Annotated in this window: 14 protein-coding genes and 1 pseudogene; 7 read left to right on the top strand and 8 right to left on the bottom strand. The window is 71.8% G+C overall.

What is annotated here, in order from left to right:
- Positions 1–371: 371 nt before the first annotated feature.
- Positions 372–1,331, bottom strand: coding sequence for a 1-aminocyclopropane-1-carboxylate deaminase/D-cysteine desulfhydrase (locus OG948_RS10855; protein WP_406295785.1), 960 nt, complete (start codon positions 1,329–1,331; stop codon positions 372–374).
- 809 nt (positions 1,332–2,140) lie between these two features.
- Positions 2,141–2,800, bottom strand: coding sequence for an ATP-binding protein (locus tag OG948_RS10850; protein ID WP_406295784.1), 660 nt, complete (start codon positions 2,798–2,800; stop codon positions 2,141–2,143).
- A 114-nt stretch (positions 2,801–2,914) separates the two neighbouring features.
- Here OG948_RS10850 and OG948_RS10845 point away from each other — a divergent pair, with 114 nt between their 5' ends.
- Positions 2,915–4,234, top strand: a complete 1,320-nt coding sequence (locus OG948_RS10845; protein ID WP_406295783.1) for a transcriptional regulator — start codon at positions 2,915–2,917, stop codon at positions 4,232–4,234.
- A gap of 73 nt (positions 4,235–4,307) precedes the next feature.
- On the opposite strand, the gene OG948_RS10840 is transcribed toward OG948_RS10845, so the two are convergent.
- From OG948_RS10840 to OG948_RS10830, 3 genes and pseudogenes are all read right to left on the bottom strand, one after another.
- Entirely contained in the window at positions 4,308–4,850 is a 543-nt protein-coding gene (locus OG948_RS10840; protein WP_406295781.1) for a hypothetical protein, read from the bottom strand.
- A 21-nt stretch (positions 4,851–4,871) separates the two neighbouring features.
- Positions 4,872–5,957, bottom strand: coding sequence for a recombinase family protein (locus tag OG948_RS10835; protein ID WP_406295780.1), 1,086 nt, complete (start codon positions 5,955–5,957; stop codon positions 4,872–4,874).
- Positions 5,958–6,045: 88 nt separating this feature from the next.
- A pseudogene (locus OG948_RS10830) lies at positions 6,046–6,210 on the bottom strand (1-aminocyclopropane-1-carboxylate deaminase); the annotation flags it as partial.
- Positions 6,211–6,475: 265 nt separating this feature from the next.
- On the opposite strand from OG948_RS10830, the gene OG948_RS10825 reads away from it, so the two are divergent.
- The 6 genes from OG948_RS10825 to OG948_RS10800 all read left to right on the top strand — a co-directional run bounded on the left by OG948_RS10825 (position 6,476) and on the right by OG948_RS10800 (position 13,511).
- A complete protein-coding gene (locus OG948_RS10825) occupies positions 6,476–6,763 on the top strand; it encodes a DUF6504 family protein (protein WP_395862401.1) in 288 nt (95 codons plus the stop codon).
- 12 nt (positions 6,764–6,775) lie between these two features.
- Entirely contained in the window at positions 6,776–7,273 is a 498-nt protein-coding gene (locus OG948_RS10820) for an SAV_6107 family HEPN domain-containing protein (RefSeq protein WP_406295778.1), read from the top strand.
- 11 nt (positions 7,274–7,284) lie between these two features.
- Entirely contained in the window at positions 7,285–10,764 is a 3,480-nt protein-coding gene (locus OG948_RS10815) for a DNA polymerase III subunit alpha (RefSeq protein WP_406295777.1), read from the top strand.
- A 52-nt stretch (positions 10,765–10,816) separates the two neighbouring features.
- Positions 10,817–11,575 carry a methyltransferase domain-containing protein gene (locus tag OG948_RS10810; RefSeq protein WP_406295775.1) on the top strand — a complete coding sequence of 253 codons (759 nt, stop codon included), beginning with the start codon at positions 10,817–10,819 and terminating at the stop codon, positions 11,573–11,575.
- 54 nt (positions 11,576–11,629) lie between these two features.
- A complete protein-coding gene (dinB, locus tag OG948_RS10805; RefSeq protein WP_406295773.1) occupies positions 11,630–12,838 on the top strand; it encodes a DNA polymerase IV in 1,209 nt (402 codons plus the stop codon).
- Positions 12,839–13,118: 280 nt separating this feature from the next.
- Complete coding sequence (locus tag OG948_RS10800; RefSeq protein WP_026218737.1) at positions 13,119–13,511, top strand: DUF3040 domain-containing protein; 393 nt, start codon at positions 13,119–13,121, stop codon at positions 13,509–13,511.
- A 233-nt stretch (positions 13,512–13,744) separates the two neighbouring features.
- On the opposite strand, the gene OG948_RS10795 is transcribed toward OG948_RS10800, so the two are convergent.
- Genes OG948_RS10795 through OG948_RS10785 form a run of 3 tightly spaced genes read right to left on the bottom strand, consistent with a single transcriptional unit; the run spans position 13,745 to position 18,757 of the window.
- Complete coding sequence (locus tag OG948_RS10795; RefSeq protein ID WP_406295771.1) at positions 13,745–16,180, bottom strand: transglutaminaseTgpA domain-containing protein; 2,436 nt, start codon at positions 16,178–16,180, stop codon at positions 13,745–13,747.
- Positions 16,177–17,580 carry a DUF58 domain-containing protein gene (locus tag OG948_RS10790; RefSeq protein WP_406295769.1) on the bottom strand — a complete coding sequence of 468 codons (1,404 nt, stop codon included), beginning with the start codon at positions 17,578–17,580 and terminating at the stop codon, positions 16,177–16,179. The genes OG948_RS10795 and OG948_RS10790 overlap by 4 nt, the downstream gene beginning before the upstream one ends.
- A gap of 1 nt (position 17,581) precedes the next feature.
- A complete protein-coding gene (locus OG948_RS10785; protein WP_406295767.1) occupies positions 17,582–18,757 on the bottom strand; it encodes an AAA family ATPase in 1,176 nt (391 codons plus the stop codon).
- Positions 18,758–18,850 lie beyond the last annotated feature (93 nt).

The raw sequence follows: 18,850 nt of genomic DNA, 5'->3' as shown, positions 1-18,850 counted from the left end.
GCGGGCAACCCGGGTCGAAAATCGTGATCAAGGGGGACATGGACGGTGATACTCATGTCCGCCACTGAGTATTCGTACGGATGTTCCGCCACCGGGTCGACCGGCACCGTGGTCGGCACGGGGAAGCGCCCATGGACAACCTCGGGGGGAGGGCCGTTCGGGGGGACGGCGGGGCGCGGCGACATCGGGACGGACGACGGGGGCGTCGGTCGGTCCCGGTGGGTGACGACCGGCGCGGGGGAGCCGGGTCGTTCGAGGTGTCGGTACCGCCGCGGGGGGCGGCGGGACCGACGCCTTTCGCCTTTCGCATGCGCGTCGCGAGACCGGGCCGCGGATCGGGGTCGGCGGCGGGTCTGGCCGGCGGGTCGGGCTCAGCCGGTGACCACCGCGACCAGTCGGGTGCCCGGGGCGAACGTGCCGCGCTCGGCGAGGGCGAACAGGCCGAACAACATCTTGCCGACGTAGATCGGCTCGGGTGCGAAGTCGTGTCGGGCCGCGAAGTCGGCGAGAAAGGCGTCCAGTTCCGGGCCGCGCCGCGCGTAGCCGCCGTGGTGGAAGTCGTGCTCCACGTGCCAGTTGTCGGTCGGCGCGCCGTACGTGCGCCGTTGGAGGTCGGCCACCTCGTCGGCGAGGAAGCCGCCCCCCAGCGCCGCGAAGCCGATCGCGCGCCGCCCGGGCGGCAGGCCCGCCGCGATGCCGGCCAGCGTGCCGCCGGTGCCCACCGCGACGCAGACCGTGTCCAGGTCCTCGCCGAGCTCTGCCGGCAGTTCCGCGCAGCCGCGCACGGCGGCCTCGTTGCTGCCGCCCTCCGGGAGCACGTAAGCGGGGCCGTGCGCGGCGAGCAGCCGATCGAGCACGCGCGGCGTGTGCTTGGCGCGGTAGGTCGCGCGGTCCGTGAACACCAGCCGCATGCCGTGTTCGACGGCGAAGGCGAGCGACGGGTTGAGCGGGCGGTCGGCGAGTTCCTCGCCGCGCACCACGCCCACCGTGGCCAGCCCGTGCGCGCGCCCGGCGGCGGCGGTGGCCCGCAGGTGGTTGGAGTACGCGCCGCCGAAGGTCAACAACGTGCGCTGCCCCTGCTCGCGCGCCGCCACCAGGTTGTACTTCAGCTTTCGCCACTTGTTGCCGGAAGGGTACAGGTGCACTGGTTCAGGCGCACCAGGTTCCCGGGGCAAAAAGGCATACAGCAGGTCATCGCGCTTGAGCCACAGCCGCAGGCCGCGCGAGACCATTCGGTCGTCGTGCAGCTCCTGCAAGGGAGACAGAGCGCGCGGGCCAAGCGCGACGTCGAGGTCTACGGGAAGATCCACCCGTTCAGTGTGACGTCGCATCCCGATCGGACGCGAAGCCCGCCGATCCCGGAGGCGTGTCCGAGACTTTCTCTACTTACTCAAGCCCGGCGCGTTCCGCGCCGGGGGCGGGGCCGCCCGGGGCGCCCGCCCCGGGCGTGCGGCGTGGCCGCCGGTCCCGGGTCGACACCCCGACCGGCCCCGCCCCGGGCAAGGACCCGTGAGGGTCCGGCACAGCGGCTGCCCCCGGACACGATCACCGGGCGAATGCGCGGTGTGGGCAGCCGCGGTGCCTCCCTTCCCCTCGGAAGGCACCGACGCGTCCAGCGCCACAGGCCCGCTCGGTCGGGGGCCGGCGTCCGCAGTCTTGAGCCACCTCCCAGCACGGGGACCCCGCGTCGGGCAAGGCCGGGGGCCCTCAGTGGGGAATTCGGGTGGGGAGCGGTGCTCCCCACTGTGCCGGCCAGCGTACGGGCCCCCGACCATGCCCGACCCCCGCACAGGCAGGACACCGGCCCAACACTGCGACCACCGCCGCTCTCACCGCACCGACGCGCTGCCCCGCTGGGACCCTCTACGCGGCCCGGCCGGCCACCCGCCTCAGGGCACCCGCCAACGCCTGGGCCCCGGTATCCGGGTGGCGCCTTGCACTCGATCTGCAAGACGCCACCCGGGGGATCGGAGCGGCGCGCGGCGCTGCCGGTCCGCGCGCCGCCTCCTGCCGTCACGCGAGAGGAGACGCTGTCGACACGCCCTTCCCCACGGCAGGAACCCTCGGAGGCGGCAAGAGAAAGTCTCCTCCGAGGGAGTTCAAGAGGGCCGCAGAAACCGTGCGAGCGGCCCCCGTCGACTCAGGGGCTGTCGGCAGGATTACCGGTCATTGTGAACGGCCTCGCCAGCCCACGAGGTGCCAGGTCGAAGCGGCACCACACCGTCTTTCCGCCCATGCCCAGCGGCCCCCACGACAGCAAGTCCGAAACGGCTTCGACCATCCGCAGACCGCGCAGCGAGCCACCCATCAGATGGGATTCCGACAAGGACGGCTGCAACACCCGTCGATCGGGCATCACGGGCGGACGCGGATCCGCATCCCGGATCTCGATCGCCACCGCGCGCATGGGCCAGAACGACAAGCGCATCGTGAACGTGCGCCCCAACCAGCCCTGTTGGTCCGGCATGAACGCGTGCACCACAGCGTTCGTCGCCAATTCGGACGCGCAGAGTATGGCCTCATCGGTCAGTTCGAGGAGGTTCCAGTCCGCCATGGCCGCCCAGGTCAACGCCCGAGCCTGCTTCACTTCCGCCGGATGTGACTCCCAGGTGCGTTCCCGGATCCACACCGGATCCCATCCGGGACCGCTCAGCACAGCCCCGAGCCAGCGTTCCCCAGGACTCAACCGGCCATCCGCTTCCGACCGGCCGGGAACAGTCCGTTCCCGATCCCGTTCATCCGGCTGAACCCGCGTGACCACGTGCCGCAGGCCCGCCCGCCCTATCTGCGTTCTGCCCATACCGTCGAGCTTGACTGCCCGAGAGGCCCGCTCGTCAGCCCACGGCAGGGGTACCCGTCATGGGTAGACTCGCCACACGGCGTGATGCGGCGTGGACCAGGGGGTCACCGAGTCGTGACGAGTGATGTAGCACCGGCTGCACTACCGCGCGAGGTACTCGACCGCGATGACGTGCGCCAAGCTCTGCGTGATCATGACTTCGGAACGGTCTTCCGACTGGCACGCAAGTACGGTGGCATCAGTTATCAGAAGATCGCCGACGCCTGTGACATCAAGCCTGAGCGAGTCGGCACACTCGCCCGAGGCGAGGGGCGCATCACCACCGTCGAGAAGATTCGACAGATCGCCGACGCCCTACGTGTGCCTGGGCTCATGATCGGCATTGCACCACGCGAGTGGGAATCGAAATCCGACGCCCCCCGACTCGAGCCGCCGCCCTTCGTCGCAGTTGCGCATCCAGCGGGGATTTCATCGATCGATGACGAATTGGACTCGTTGGAGTTGGGCCGCCGTGCCTCGGCGAGCGATGTGGGCGACGAGACTCTCACCCGACTGGAAAGCGCGTTCGATCAGCTGGCCATCGACTATTCCAAGGCGCCCCCTTACGATCTCCTCGTTCGAGCACGCCGCTATCTGTCCTATACATCACATCTATTCGATGCCAGGAAGACTCTGGCCGAGTATCAGCGCCTGGTCGCCGTCGGCGGCTGGCTTTCTCTGATGAGCGCAACGCTTCATATCGACCTTGGCCAACAAGGCGCGGCCACAGCCCGCCTGAGAACGGCTGCGGATCTGGCCAAGCAAGCCAATCAGCCGGAACTTGAGGCGTGGTGCTACGAGACCGATGCGTGGAGAATCCTTACCCAAGGGGATTATTCGCGCTCTTTGACTCTCTCCAGGGCCGCTCAAAGCCTCGCGCCCAAGGGAAGTTCGGTAGCCATCCAAGCGACCGCCCAAGAAGGTCGAGCGTATGCCCGCTTGGGTCTGTCTCGCGAAACCTACGATTCGATAGCGCGAGTTCACGAATTCGTATCGCGACTTTCATCGACGGATCGTCCGGAGCATCATTATCTTTATGATCCCGATAAATCGACGTCGTATACCGCGACCACGCTCTCATGGTTGGGAGATCCAGCGGCCGAGGATTATGCAAGAGAGGTGATCGCTCGGCTCACGCCGATCCCGGGGGGAAGATTGGCGCGCCGGGCTGCGGTTGCAAACCTCGACCTGGCCTTGATTTTGCTGACCAATGACAAACTCGACGAGGCGTGCGACGCAGCCCAACGAGCGATCCTGTCCAACCGAGTCATGCCGTCCAGCCACTGGCGAGCGCTCGAAGTCGTGAAAGTGGTCGAGGGCCGCCGCCTGCCGGAGGCTGCTGACCTCAGAGCCGCCTACGAGGGTTTGAAGCAGCGCGGCACCGCCGCTACTTGAGATGGTGGCGGCGATGCCACGGGCCCTCGTGGGAGCTTGAAAGGGCGTCCCGTGCCCCAGGCGCAAACCCGATTCAGGCTGCCCACGTCAGGGGAGTAGAGGCAGTCGTGTCGAGGTCGTACCAGACCGTACCGGCAAGGCGGCTCAGATCCTTGTGTAGCGGCTGCGGCTTCTCGCCGACCCAGTGAAAGCAGCATTCGGAAAGAAGGTTGTACACACTGCGCTTGTGACCCTGTCCGGCGGGCGGTAGTACCGTGGCCGAGTGAAGCACGATACGTAGGAGCATTCGGGCTTGCTCCAGGTCGGCATTCATCCATGCATTGTGAAGTCGGTCGGGATTGCTCAGGGCACCGAGATCAGTGGAGGCGGAGATTTCCGCCAACTCCGCGTTCATCGATTCAAGTTGATTGTCGATCGCGTCGCGCAGGTGGTCATATCGATGCTGTCCGGTGGTGCCCTTGAAGCGCCCCTGTACGTAGAAGGCGTCATCCAGCGAGTTTCGGCGCTCGTTTGCCCCCTCTATGGCGAGTGCGAGTTCTCCGCGCCGGGCGTGCGCCGCAGGGTTTTCGTACGCCAGCCACCGATTGGGTGAGAGCCCGAAGTACTTCGTTTTCATATTTGAATGATGCGACACGGGCTATGAAGGCGGCCGAGATCGCACGGTCGAGGTCCTGACACGTACGGTCATGCCAATGCACGCCGACCTGCCCAGATTGACTCGCCGATAACAGCGGTACTGTTGGCCGCCTTTGGTCATGTTGCCCCCGCAGCGCCCGCACTTGATCAGACTGGAAAGCAGCGACTGAGCGGCAGGTTTTCCCCGTCGTCCCGATGCCAGTGAGTCGGAGGTGCGAGACTTCAAGCCCGCCAGAATCTGCGTATGCTCTCCGGGCGTGATCACCCCTTCCCCGACTCCCACCGGCCGGCCGTCTGGCGTCATCAGCGGCTCGTCCGTGGCCCGCCAGCGTACCCGTCCCTTGGCGTCGGTGTAGCGCTCGTGAACCGGCATCAGGCCGGCCCAAGCGGGAGAGTGGGCAAGCTGCGTAATCGACGACGAGCGCCACTTATGGCCGCGCCGGGTCTTGGATCCTTCGGCGTTGAGGATTTCGGCGATCTCGGAGGCTGACTTGTTTCGTAGCAACGCCTCGGCGATCCGCCGCGACGGGGCGTACTCCTTGGGGTGGTGCTCCGTGCTCTTCTTTCCTTTGCGCACACGCAGGCCGTAAGGCGGCTGTCCGCCCGGCCACGCACCCGAGAGCTTCCGCTCGGCCTTGGTGCTGCGGGTGCGCGTGGACGTGTTGTACGACTCCGCGCGGGCCTGTTCGGCCAGCCAGGCGAAGAGCCCACGATGCTGCGGGATGCTGCTGTCCAGCCCATCCATGTGAGCGACCAGACGGGCGCCCTTCAGTTCGAACTGATCGAGCACCTGGCCGACCTGGCCCATGCCCCGGCGGCTCAGTCGGTCGAGCTTCCAGACCAGGAGATGGCGAACCTCACCGGCCAGGACGGCCGCGATGGCAGAGTCGAATTCCTCCCGCACGACGCCCGCTTTGAACGCGGACAGCTCTTCTTTCCAGATCTTCCGGACGGTTAGGCCCTCGCGAGCGGCGCGCTCTCGGAGGTCGCGCTCGTGGGCCTTCAGAGTCGTCTTGTCATCCTGCAACGTGCTGCGGCGAAGGAACAGATCACACAGCTTGGCAGGGTCTGTCGCCGTACTGCCCATTGAGTGCACCTTCGGTCAAGGTGTCGAGGGCCGTCCAACGATTAAGGCCCTGGTCGCGCCCGCAAACACCAGTCGGCTTGTACTCGGACACCTCGGGATGGATCAGGTCGTCCCGTTTGAGCGCGAGTCGCAGGCCGCGGGTGGTCAGTCGGGGATCGGACAGCTCGCGCAGCGGCGAGGGCAGACGTGGGCGCACCCGGACAAGGGTGGCACGCCGGGTCGGCCCGCCGGGGCTGTCGGTGTCGCCTGTCACGGTGGAGGACGTGGGGAGCGACCGCTCTCGACGGCGGATCGAGTGGACTCGAACATGCTCGAACATCGCTCGAACACGACGGTTCGCCCGGGACTGCGGCAATGGCGTTGACGTGGGTGGGGGAGCGAGCTTTACTGGCAAACGAGATCGAACTTTTGTTCGAGAAAGAGTTCGACTCGAACGGCACGGGGCAACCGGATGGGTAGCCCGGGTCGGCGGTGCGTGGGGAAGCGCATCGCCGATCCCCCGGCAGAGGAGGAGCTGTATGACGCGTCTGCACACCGACCCGGTGGAGGTGCTGCGCAGTGGTGGGGACCCCGCGCGGTTCCTGTGGCACGACCGGCTCTATGTGGTCCGGGAGGTGATCGGGCACTGGGTCGAGACCGGCGAGTGGTGGCAACACGCGCGCTCGCGGACCGCCGTCGTGGCGACGGGGGAGCGCGAGGTGTGGCGCGTGGAGGCCGGTGCCGGTCGCAGTGCGCCGTTGGGTGTGTACGACCTCAGCCTGGACGCCGGCGCCGGGACCTGGACGCTGGCGCGGACCGCCGATTGAGGAGGTGGCTTCGTGAGCCCGAGCGCGAGTCTGAACCAGTCCGCCCACATACCCGAGCCGCCGCCGATCCGCCGGGCGCCCGTGCGCTGGTCGTCCGCCCCGCGCGGCGCGCTCGATCTGCTGGCCCAGGCTCGGCGCGGGCTCACCGAGGCCGCCGTCAACCGCGATGTCGCGGAGCGATACGCCACCGCCCACCTGGCCGCGCTGCGCGTGGCCGCGGCCGTGCTGGCCGCTCGCGCACAGGCCGACGACGAGCGCCCGGGCCGGCGCCGGCGGGCCCCGCGCAGCGCGTGGGAACTGCTGCCGAAGGTGGCGCCCGAGCTGACCGAATGGGCAGCCTTCTTCGCGTCCGGCGCACGCAAGCGCGCCGCCGCCGAGGCGGGGCTGCCCGGCGCGGTCACCGGCCGCGAGGCGGACGACCTGATCCGCGACGTGGAGACCTTCTTCCGCTTGGTGGTGCGACTGCTCGCGCTGCCCCCGATCCCGGCCCCACCCCCTCCTACCGATTGAACGCACCACCCATGAACCGACCGAGCCGATCGAAGCGCCCGTTCGTCCACCTGCACGTCGCGTCCGGGCATTCGATGCGCTACGGCGTCTCGCATCCGCGCACGCTGATCGAGCGCGCGGTCGAACACGGCCTGGACACACTCGCGCTGACCGATCGGGACGGGGTGTACGGCGCCGTCGCGTTCGCGCGCGGGTGCGTCGCGGCGGGCATCCGGCCCGTCCTGGGTGCCGAGCTCGCGGTGCTGCCCATCGAGCCGGCCGCCGCCGAAACGAGCCCGCGCCGACGCACCCCCGCGCGCGGCGGCGCGTTCACCGACGCCGGACACCCCCGGGTCACCGTGCTCGCCCGGGGCAAGGCCGGGTGGGGCGCGCTGTGCCGGCTGATCAGCGACGCGCACCGGCGCGACCGGGCCGACCCGGCGACCACGTGGGACGCGCTCGCCGCGACCGACGGCGCCGTGGTGGTCCTGGCGGGACCCGACTCGGAGATCGGCCGGGCGGTGGCCGCCGACGAGCCCGCGCGGGCCGGGCGGCTGCTCACCCACGCCCGGTCCGTGCTGGCGAAGGACGCTCTCTTCATCGAACTGGTATGCCATCTGGCGCCGCCCGACCGGGCCCGCTCGGCCACCCACGCGGCCCGGATGTCGCTCCTCGCGGACGACCACCGGGTGCCCGCCGTGCTCACCAACGCGGTCCGCTACGCCGACCGCGAGGACGCGGTGGTCGCCGACGTGCTCGACGCGGCCCGGCGGCTGGTCCCGCTGGGCCGGCACCACCTGACCCGCACCGGCTCGGAGGAATACCTCAAGCCCACCCTCGACATGGTCGCCGTCGCCGCCGAGATCACCTGCCTGGCCGGCCGCGGCACCGCCGCCGCGCTGCTCGACGCCACCCGCGCGCTCGCCGACGACCTGGTCCTGGATCCGGCCGAGGACCTCGGCATCGGCAGCGTTTTTTACCCCGAGCCGGAGGTGCTCGGCGTCCCGGCGAGCCGGGCCGCCGCCGAACTGCGCGCCCGCTGCGAAGCCGGCCTGGGCCTGCGTGGCATCGCCCCCACCGCCGAGGCGCACACCCGCCTGGACGAGGAACTCGCGCTGATCGGCCGACTCGGCCTGCCGTCCTACTTCCTGACCGTGTCCGGCGTGGTCGACCTGATCCGGGACATGGGCGTGCGCTGCGCGGCCCGCGGCTCCGGCGCGGGCAGCCTGGTCAACCACCTGCTCGGCATCTCCGGCGTGAACCCGCTGCGGTACGGCCTGCTGATGGAGCGATTCGTCTCGGACCGGCGCACCGCGCTGCCCGACATCGACGTCGACGTGGAGTCCGCCCGCCGCACCGACGTGTACCGGCGGATCATGGAGGTCTTCGGCCCCGAGCGCTGCGCGTGCGTGTCGATGGCCGAGACCTACCGGGCCCGACACGCCATCCGCGACGTCGGCGCGGCGCTGGGCCTGGCCACCGGCGAGATCGACGAACTCGCCAAGGCATTCCCGCACGTCCGCGCCCGCGACCTCGCCGCGGCCCGCCGTGACCTGCCCGAACTGCGGGCCGACCGGCTCGTCCGGGACGGCGGCCTGGACGGCCTGTTCGCCCTCGCCGCCCGGCTGGACGGCCTGCCCCGACACCTCGCCCTGCACCCGTGCGGCGTGCTGCTCTCCGACCCCACCCTGCTGGACCGCACCCCCGTCGAGACCTCCGCGCAGGGCTTCCCGATGAGCCAGTTCGACAAGGAGGACGTCGAACACCTCGGACTGCTCAAGCTCGACGTGCTCGGCGTGCGGATGCAGTCCGCGATGGCCCACGCGGTGGCCGAGATCGAACGCGTCGACGGCACCGCCCCCGACCTGGACACGATCGCGCGCGACGATCCCGCGACCTTCGAGCTGATCCGCTCCAAGCGCACCCTCGGCTGCTTCCAGATCGAATCGCCCGGCCAGCGCGAGCTGATCGGCAAGTTCGCCCCGGAGACGTTCGAGGACATCATCGTGGACATCTCGCTGTTCCGGCCCGGCCCGGTCAAGAGCGACATGGTCACCCCGTTCCTGGCGGCCCGTCAGGGCTGGGCCGAGCCGTACTACATCCACGAGGACTTCCGCGAGGCGCTCGCCGAGACCTGCGGCGTGGTGGTCTTCCACGAACAGGTGATCCGGATCATCCACATCGCGACCGGCTGCGACCTCGCCCGCGGCGACGTGGCCCGGCGCGCGCTGGGCAGCCACGAGCGAAAACCGGTCGTCCGCGACTGGCTGTACGCCCGGGCCGCGGCCCGCGGCTACACCCCCGCCGTGATCGACAGGATCTGGGAGGTGCTGGAGGCCTTCGCGTCGTTCGGCTTCTGCAAGGCGCACGCCGCCGCGTTCGCGGTGCCCACCTACCAGTCCGCGTGGCTCAAGGCGCACCACACCGCCGCGTTCCTGGCCGGCGTGCTCACCCACGACCCGGGGATGTACCCCAAACGGCTGATCCTGGACGACGCGCGCCAGTTCGGCGTGCCGATCCTGGGCGTCGACGTCAACCGCTCGGACGACGTGTACCGAGTCGAGCCCGCCGCCGACGGCACGCCCGGCATCCGCATCCCGCTGGCCGAGATCAAGGGCATCGGCGCCGACGAGGTCGCCCACGTGCTGGCGCACCGCCCGTACACCTCCCTGGTCGACTTCAAGGCCCGCGCCGGCGCGTCCCGCCCGACCACCGAACGGCTGATCACCGTCGGCGGGTTCGACACCGTCCACCCCGCCCCCAGCACGCGCCGCGACCTGCTGCTGCACCTCGCCGACCTGGACCGGCTCGGCCGCGCCGGTCGGTCCGGAGGCGGCAGGGCCGGCGGCGGCGCCGAACTCGACCTGGGCCTGGCCCCCGACACGCCGCCGTCCACCGGGCTGCCCGAGCTCACCGACGTCGAACGCGTCCGCGCCGAACTCGACATCCTCGGCCTGGACGCCGGGCGACACGTGCTCGACTTCTACGCGCCGTTCCTGGCCGACCTGGGCATCACCCGGGCCCGCGACCTGCTGAACCGGCGCAACCGCGCCGAACTGCTCGTGGCCGGCGTCAAGGTGGCCACCCAGACCCCGCCGATCCGCACCGGCCGTCGGGTGATCTTCCTGACCCTGGACGACGCCACCGGCCCGGTGGACACCACCTTCTTCGAGGACGCCCAGGACCCGTACGCGGCCACCCTGTTCCATTCCTGGCTGCTGGTCGTGCGCGGCGTGCTGCGGCGCACCGGACCCCGCGGCGTGTCGTTGCGGGCCACCGGCTGCTGGGAGCTGGGCGGCCTGTACGACGCGTGGAGCACCGGCGGCCTCCCGGCCGTACACGAACTGATGGCCGCGTCGACACCCACCGGGCCCGCGCCCGCCACACGCCGCGTCCTGGTGCACACGAGCGGCTTCCGGATCTCCCCGTACGCCGACCTGCGCCCGGCCGGCGGCCCCACCAAGCAGCCCCCGCGCAAGCTCTGGCACGCCAGTCCCGGGAGCGCGGGATGACTTCCCTCGACGCCCTAAGGTGGAACCCGACCAGTTCCGGAGGAGGGTGTCCGTGTCCGACCAGACGCGCAGGCGCAGCTCGATGCGTACCGCCGTCGTGTGGCAGGTGCTGCGCGAGGCGTTGGACCGACGGGCCCGGGCGGCCGGACGGGACGTCCTGGACGTGCTCGACGCCGGTGGCGGAACCGGCAACCTCGCCGTGCCCATCGCCCGACTCGGCCACCGGGTCACCGTCGTCGACCCCAGCCCGGACGCGCTCGCCGCGTTCGAACGCCGGGCCGCCGAGGCCGGGGTCACCGACCTGGTCCGGGCCTACCAGGGCGACACGCACGGCCTGTTCGACGTGGTCGAGCCGGACGCCGCCGACGTGGTGTTGTGCCACGGCGTGCTCGAGGTGGTCGACGACCCCTCGGCCGACCTCGCGCACATCGTCCGCGCCCTGCGCGCCGGCGGCACGCTCAGCCTGCTCGCGGCCAACCGCACCGGCGCGGTCCTGGCCCGCGCCCTCGCCGGGCACTTCGACCAGGCCCGCGACCTGCTCGTCGACCCCGCGGGCCGGTACGGGCCGACCGATCCGCTGCCGCGCCGGTTCACCGTCGCCGACCTCACCGACCTGGTCGCCAAGGCCGGCCTCGAAGCCGGCCCCGTGCACGCGATCCGGGTCTTCGCCGACCTGGTCCCGGGTGTCCTGGTCGACGACCCGGGCTCCTTCGACGCCCTCCTGGACCTGGAGCGCGCCGCGGCCGAACAGCCCGAGTACCGCGCCCTGGCCACCCAACTGCACCTGCTGGCGAGCAAGCCGGCGGGCTGACCCGCACCCCGGTCGGGTCCACCCCGATCGGGCCCCCGGTCCGGGCGGTGCCGGATGAGCACCGCCCGATCCGCCTCGCCGGCGATCATGCACGTGGACATGGACGCCTTCTACGCGTCCGTCGAGATCCGCCGCAATCCCGCGCTGCGGGACACCCCCCTGGTGGTGGCCGGCCAGGGCCCGCGCGGTGTGGTGCTCTCCGCCACCTACGACGTGCGCGCGCTGGGCGTACACGCCGGCCAGGCCACCTCCCGGGCCCGCCGGCTGGCCCCGCACGCGGTGTTCCTGTCGCCGGACCACGACGACTACGGGCTGATCTCCGGCGGCGTCATGGAGGTGCTCCGCTCGATCACCTCGCGCGTGGAGCCGCTGTCCCTGGACGAGGCGTTCCTGGACCTGACCGGCGTCACCCGCCGACTGGGCCCGCCGGAGACGGTCGGCGAGAGCATCCGCGCCCGGATCCTGGACGAACAGGGCATCACCTGCTCGGTCGGGATCGCCGACAACAAGTTCACCGCCAAACTGGCCGGCGCCCTGGCCAAGCCGAACGGCCTGCGCGTGGTCCGCCCCGAGGAGGTGGTGGACTTCCTGCACCCGCTCCCGGTGGACCGACTGTGGGGCGTCGGCGAACGCACCGGCGCGCTGCTCACCGATCTGGGCCTGACCACCATCGGTGACGTCGCACACACCCCGGTCGAGACGTTGAGTCGCGCGCTCGGTCCGGCCGCCGGTCGCGGACTGCACGAACTCGCGTGGGGCCGGGACCGGCGGCCGGTGATCCCGTCCGAACCCGAACGCAGTATCGGCGCCGAGGAGACTTTCCCCACCGACGTGGACGATCCGGTGGTGATCCGCCGCACACTGCTCGACCTGGCGCACCGCACGGCGAGCCGGCTGCGCCGGGCGAAGGTGGCCGGGCGGACCGTCACGATCAAGATCCGATTCGCCGACTTCACCACGCTCACCCGGGCCAGGACGCTGCGCGAGGCCACCGACGTGGGCCACGAGATCTACGGCGTGGCCTGCGTGCTGCACGGCGCGCTGGGCCTGGAACGGGCCCGGCTGCGGCTGGTGGGCATCCGGGTGGAGGGCCTGGTCGGCGGCGCCCATCCGCGCCAACTGATGCTCGGGGAAAGGGTTCTGGGCCGACGCGAGGCGGAGCGCGCGGCCGACGCGGTGCGCGGCCGATTCGGCGACGCGGCGCTCACCTCGGCCGCGCTGCTGGCCCGTGGACCCCGCTCCCGGGGGCGTTCGGGGCGCTGAGCCCGACTCTCGGAAACGGCCTCGGCGACCGGGCGCGACCCGCGCGGCCCCGCCCCTCAGCGCGAACCCGCTCCGGCCGCATATCATCGAAGCCCTGACCGGGGGACATGAGCGTGCGCCGGACAGGGCAGGAGTGTCGACAGGGGCGGGAATCGACGTGGTGACCCATCATCCGGAAGCGGGCTTCGAGCCGGTGCCGAGGGTGGCTTTCACGACAGCGATTACCTGCCTATCCTGAAAGGGCCGCAAGGTCGCGTCGCGGCCGACGAAGGAGGACGCCGTGCCGCTCTCAGAGCACGAGCAGCGCATGCTTGAGCAGATGGAGCGAGCGCTCTACGCCGAAGATCCCAAATTCGCGACAGCGCTCGAAGCAGCCGGCATGCGCCGGCACACCCGGCGACGCACCGTTCAGGCGATCCTCGGATTCCTGCTCGGCATCGTCTTGTTGATGACCGGCATGATGGTCCAACAGATCTGGGTGAGCGTCATCGGCTTTCTGGCGATGCTCGGTGGGGCGCTCCTCGCGGTCACCGGCTGGCGCCGGGGACCCGCGACGGCCAACGCGGGCGAAGGCGGCGGCGCTCCCGGGCGCGCACCGCGCCGGCGCAAGGCCAAGGTGATGAACCGCATCGAGGACCGCTGGCGCCGGCGGCGCGAGGAGAACGGCGGCTGAGCGGAGCACGGCGGCCGACCCGTCCGATGCCCGCGGGCACGGTGCGGGAGACTCGGTCACCGCCCGGTCGGGGCCGACCCGATGCCGACGAGTGTCGGCACGGGCGCGTCGATACATACGCATGAACGCCGGTGGCGGTGAACCCTTCGAAGGGGTCACCGCCACCGGCGTTTTCGGCTTCCGGTCCGGACCGCGTCCACCGGTCCGGACCGCGGTCGGTCCGACCGCCGCCCTCAGCCGACGTCGGCCGGCTTCGGCGCGGGTCCCGGGCCGTCGCCCCGACGCCGGCGGAGCCGATCGGTGAGCGCGTACCGGCGCTCGGCCAGGCTCGGCCGGCCCCGGCGGCGCAACGACGACGGGAGCAGCGTCGCGCGCAGTCGCCGGCCGCGGCCGGTCCGGGCCAGCAGGCCCTTGCGGACCGCCCGGACGTCCTCGCCCAGGCCCGGTTGCGGGGTCGGCGGGGTCTGCGCGTAGAGCAGCCGTTCGGTGGCGAGCGCGACGCGCGGCAGCGCCTCGCGGGCCGCGAGCACGGCGGCGTCCACCACGACGGGTTCGGCCTTCGTGTCGTCGGTGTCCGACGCCGCCCGGTCCGACAACACGCCCAGCAGCCGCTCGACCGCCTGGCGCGGGGTCTCCGCGCCGGGGGCCGGATGGCCCAGGTCGCGCGCGGTGTCCAGCACCTCGGCCCAACCGCCGAGCACGGGCCCGGCGCGATCGCCGGGCTCGGGGGCGCTCCCCTGCGCCGCCGCGTTCCGGCTCAGCGCCGCGAGTCGGCGGCCCCGGACCCGGCCCCGGGTCAACATCGGCGCCGCCGCGAGCAGCACGACCAGCGCGATCCCGGTGCCGATCAGCAGCGTCCGGCCGGAGAGCCAGGGCCCGTTCGAGGAACCCGCGGCGGTGACCGGCGCGGCGGACGCGGACGCCGACGGCGTGGCGCCCGGCGACGCCTGCGGCTGCTTGGTGGGCAGTTCGCCGGCGCTGTCTGGGGACGCGGAGGGCAGCACCGGCGCGACGTCCTGCTGGGCGTAGGAGGGCGAGTTGCCCCGCGAGGGGGTCGGCTCGAACCGGATCCAGCCCGCGCCGGAGAAGTACAACTCGGGCCACGCGTGCGCGTCGTGGCTGCTCACCTTGTAGGTCAGGTCGGTCTGCAGCGTGCCGGGGATGAAGCCGACCGCGACCCGCGCCGGGATGCCGAGCGTGCGGGCCATCACCGCCATCGCCGACGAGAACTGCTCGCAGTAGCCGACCTTCTGCTCCAGGAAGTTCTCCAGGGCGGAGGCGCCGTTGCCCTGCGGGACCTTGGTGTCGTAGCGGAACTGGCTCGACCGGGCGAACCATTCCTCCAGGTTGCGGGCCCGGTCGTAGGAGGTGCCGTTCCCGCCGATCTTGAGCGCCTGCCGGCGGACCCGGTCGACCATGTCGGGCGGCAGCGGCAGCGCCACGTACGGCGCGAGCGAGGGCGGTGGCGGTGGGGCGGCCTTGAGCTGGGCGGGGGTCGGTTCGACGTCCAGGCTGGTCACCGTCCAGCCCAGGCCACGGGTGTCCTGCTTGTTGTCGGCGAGCAGCAGCCGCCCCTCGGCCTCGTAGCGCCAGGTGCCCTTCACCTGGACCTGCGTCGCGGGGTAGGGCATCGGCAGCGACAACTGCTTGTAGTTGTCGTCGGCCTCGACCCGGGTGGTCACCTCGGTGCTTCGTACCGCCGGATCCAGGCCCGCGGGCTTGGGGAACTCGCGCGGGACGTCGGTCAGCGGACGTTCGGAGGGCTGCCAGCTTCGGCCGTCGAACCGGTCCAGGGAGGAGAGCCGCAGGTAGATCGAGCCCGGTGTGGCCGCGTTGGTGCGGTAGCGCATGAGCTCGGTGTTCTCGGCCCGGTTCAACTCGTCGGAGAGCTTGACCACGGGGTTGATCGTGGTCAGTCGGCGCGACTTGGGCCCGTTGTCGTTCTTGTCGATCAGCCGGTTGGCGCTGAGCGGGATCAGCGCCGGGACCACGACGGCCACCGCGAGCGCGGCCACGCCGATCCGGCCGCCGCCGCGCGCGGGCGGGCGGTACTGCCGCATCGTCGGATGGCCCGCCGGCGGCGGGGTCAGCGGGCGGCCCCAGCGCAGCAGCCGCTCGCGGCCCTCGGCGAGCAGCAGCAGGACGTACGCCAGCGCCGCGATCAGGAAGATCGCCCAGCCCAGTCCGGACCGGGACAGCGCCGCGGGGACGCTGTAGAGCGCGAGCAGCGGCAGGCCCGCCGGGGCGGCTTGGGCGTAGGTCACCGCGATCAGGTCCACGAGCACCGCCATGCCGCCCATGACCAGCAGCAGGATCGCGATGATCCCGGGCGAGGCGGGCGCGGGGGCGGTGAACTCCCGGATGTCCTGCCCGCCCACCCGCAGCAGGTCCACGAACGCGTCGATGCTGCTCGGGGTGGGGATCGGGCCGCTGGCGTCCGGTACGCAGACCAGCAGCAGGTAGGGCACCAGCGCGGCGATTTGGGTCAGTCCCACGACCGGGCGCGGCACCCGGATCCGCCGGGCGCCCTCGCCGACCAGGGCGACCAGGAGGATCGCGCCCAGTCCCTGCGCGATCCAGCCGCCCGCGTCGACCAGCGGGAGCAGTGAGGAAGACGTCAGCGCGGTCGCGAGTCCCGCGACCAGGGCCAGGCGGAGCCGACCGGTCATGACCGTTCCCCTTCATCGACGGTGCCGCCCCCGACCGTGGGCGCCGCACGCGGGCGCGGGGGCGGGGTCGAGCCGCCGGCCTCCGCGGCGGGCGCCGCGGGGGCGCTCGCGCGGGAGGTGCCGGCGAAGGACATCGAACCGGCGGCGGCCGGGTCGCCGATCCGTCCGGCCGAGCGCCACAGTTCGGACAACCTGGTACCGGCGCGGGCGGACAGCACCCGCCAGCCGGCCTGGCGCAGCAGGGCAACCGCGCTGTCGTGCGGCAGCGCGCCGGGCACCCGGCCCCACGTGCTCACGTCCAGGACCACCGCGACGCCTCGGCCGGACCGGTGGCGGGCCCGGCCGAGCCGCTTGATGTCGTCCTCGGTCAGCGCGCCGAGCACGGCGACGGTCAGGCCGCCGCCGTTGGGGTCGCGCAGCGCGGGTTCGGCCTGGTCCAGCCCGGTCACCTGGACGGTCTCGACCACGGCCAGCGCGTCCAGCAGGAAGCCCTCCAGGTCGCCGGGCGCGGCCCGGATCCCCTCCAGGTCGCCGGCCAGCGCGTCGCCCTCGGAGTCGAGCAGCCGGGTGGTGTAGCCGCGCCGGCACAGGTGCACGCCCACGGACGCGGCGGCCGAGACGACCCACTCGAAGGACGAGGCCGGGCCGTCGCCGACGTGCGCGTCCTCGCGGGTGTCGATCAGTACGGTGGCCCGGTTCTGCCAGGCCTGTTCCTCGCGGCGCACCATCAGTTCGCCGCGGCGGGCGGTGGAGCGCCAGTGCACCCGGCGTACGTCGTCTCCGTGTCGGTACTCGCGCGGGACCACGTCCTCCTCGCCGGACGCGGACACGTTGCGGGCGTGGCTGTCGCCGTACCCGGTCCACTCGCCGCCCAGGTCGACCGCGGGCAGCGGCTGGACCGCCGGGGTGACCACCAACGTGTCGCGCGCGGCGAAGGAACGGGTCAGCTCGCACATCCCGAACGGGTCGGCCATCCGCAGCCGCAGCGGTCCGACCGGGAAGCGCCCGCGCAGGTCCGAGCGGACCCGATAGGACACGTGCCGATTGCCGTGCGGCTCGATCCGGTCGAGGACGAACCGGGGCCGCGAGCCGAGTACGTAGGGCACGTGGTCCTCGAGCATCAGCAGGCCGGTGGGGATGCGCGAGACGTTGTCCACGCGCAGCCGCACCTGGGACTCGTGACCGGCGGCGACCCGGGGCGGCTCCAGCGCGCGGGCGCTGGTGACCAGGTGCCGGGTGCGGGCGACGATCAGCACCGACACCAGGGGCAGCGCGGTGAGCAGGAATCCGACCCGCAACAGGTCGCGTTGGCCCAGGATCACCGCGCAGATGCTCGCGGCGACCCCCGCCGCGAGGAAGGACCGCCCCCGCGTCGTCAGGCCGGACAGGGCGGTACGCACGTCAGCGTGCCGCCCCGGAGCCCGTGCCGCCGAGGCGGCCGTCGGAGGTCACCGGGGCGTAGCCCTGGTGCGCGGTGGGTGCCTGGTTCGGGTAGGGGCGGCCGCCGTTGTGCTGCGGGGCCGCGCCCGGATAGGGCATGTGGGCGGGCGGCGCGGGCGGCGCCGGGACGATCTGCGGCGCGCCGACCCGCCCCTGGACCGGAGCCTGGCCGGGAGACCCGGGGACCGGGACCTGGCGCACGATGTCGACGACGATCTGCTCCGGGGTGCGCCGGGCCATCTGGGCGTCGGCGGTGGGCAACAGCCGGTGGGCGAGCACCGCGACGGCCAGTGTCTGCAGGTCGTCCGGGAGGACGTAGTCGCGGTTGTCCAGCGCGGCGGCCGCGCGGGACGCGCGGACCAGGTGCAGCGTGGCGCGCGGCGAAGCGCCCAGGCGCAGTTCGGGCGAGCGGCGGGTGGCGTTGACCAGGTCGACCGCGTAGCGCGCGACGGCCGGGGACACGTGTACCCGGCGTACCGCGTCGGCGAGCCGGACCAGGTCCTCGGCGTGCGCGACCGGGGTCAGGTCGCTCAGCGGCGAGCCCGCGCTGTGGCCGCCGATCATCCGCAGCTCGGCGTCCGCGGCCGGGTAACCCATCGAGACCCGGGCCATGAACCGGTCCCGCTGTGCCTCGGGGAGAGGATACGTTCCCTCCATCTCCACCGGGTTCTGCGTCGCGATCACCATGAACGGCGCCTGGAGTTCGTAGGTGGTGCCGTCGACGGTGACCTGACGCTCGGCCATGCACTCCAGGAGCGCGGACTGGGTCTTGGGCGAGGCCCGGTTGATCTCGTCGCCGACCACGATGTTGGCGAAGATCGCGCCCGGCTTGAACTCGAACTCGCGCTTCTCCTGGTCGAACACGCTGACGCCGGTGATGTCCGAGGGCAGCAGGTCCGGGGTGAACTGCACCCGGCGCATCTCGCAATCGACCGAGCGCGCGAGGGCCTTCGCCAGCATCGTCTTGCCGACTCCCGGAACGTCCTCGACGAGCAGGTGGCCCTCGGCCAGCAGCACGGTCAAGGCGAGGCGGACGACCTCGGGCTTGCCCTCGATCACGGTCTCCATGGCCCCGCGGATCCGATCGGCGGTGACCGTCAGATCCCCCAGACCGGCCTGATCGTTGAACGTCGACACCCGTGCCCCTCCCTGGAACCGCGTTGTGCACGCCCTGGGTCAGGGCCACAGGCCGATTCTCCCGGTCGCGTGCGCTGCCGTCACCCCGTTGGA

It is taken from the genome of Embleya sp. NBC_00888 (genome assembly GCF_045207655.1).
Taxonomy (GTDB): domain Bacteria; phylum Actinomycetota; class Actinomycetes; order Streptomycetales; family Streptomycetaceae; genus Embleya.
The sequence above is the reverse complement of the archived record's forward strand: the minus strand, read 5'-3'. Positions and strand labels throughout refer to the sequence as shown.

Excerpts from the sequence above, each read along its gene's own strand:
- OG948_RS10855 (WP_406295785.1), bottom strand. The coding sequence starts at position 1,331 with ATGCGACGTCACACTGAACGGGTGGATCTTCCCGTAGACCTCGACGTC.
- OG948_RS10850 (WP_406295784.1), bottom strand. The coding sequence starts at position 2,800 with ATGGGCAGAACGCAGATAGGGCGGGCGGGCCTGCGGCACGTGGTCACG.
- OG948_RS10840 (WP_406295781.1), bottom strand. The coding sequence starts at position 4,850 with ATGAAAACGAAGTACTTCGGGCTCTCACCCAATCGGTGGCTGGCGTAC.
- OG948_RS10835 (WP_406295780.1), bottom strand. The coding sequence starts at position 5,957 with ATGGGCAGTACGGCGACAGACCCTGCCAAGCTGTGTGATCTGTTCCTT.
- OG948_RS10825 (WP_395862401.1), top strand. The coding sequence starts at position 6,476 with ATGACGCGTCTGCACACCGACCCGGTGGAGGTGCTGCGCAGTGGTGGG.
- OG948_RS10815 (WP_406295777.1), top strand. The coding sequence starts at position 7,285 with ATGAACCGACCGAGCCGATCGAAGCGCCCGTTCGTCCACCTGCACGTC.
- dinB (WP_406295773.1), top strand. The coding sequence starts at position 11,630 with ATGAGCACCGCCCGATCCGCCTCGCCGGCGATCATGCACGTGGACATG.
- OG948_RS10795 (WP_406295771.1), bottom strand. The coding sequence starts at position 16,180 with ATGACCGGTCGGCTCCGCCTGGCCCTGGTCGCGGGACTCGCGACCGCG.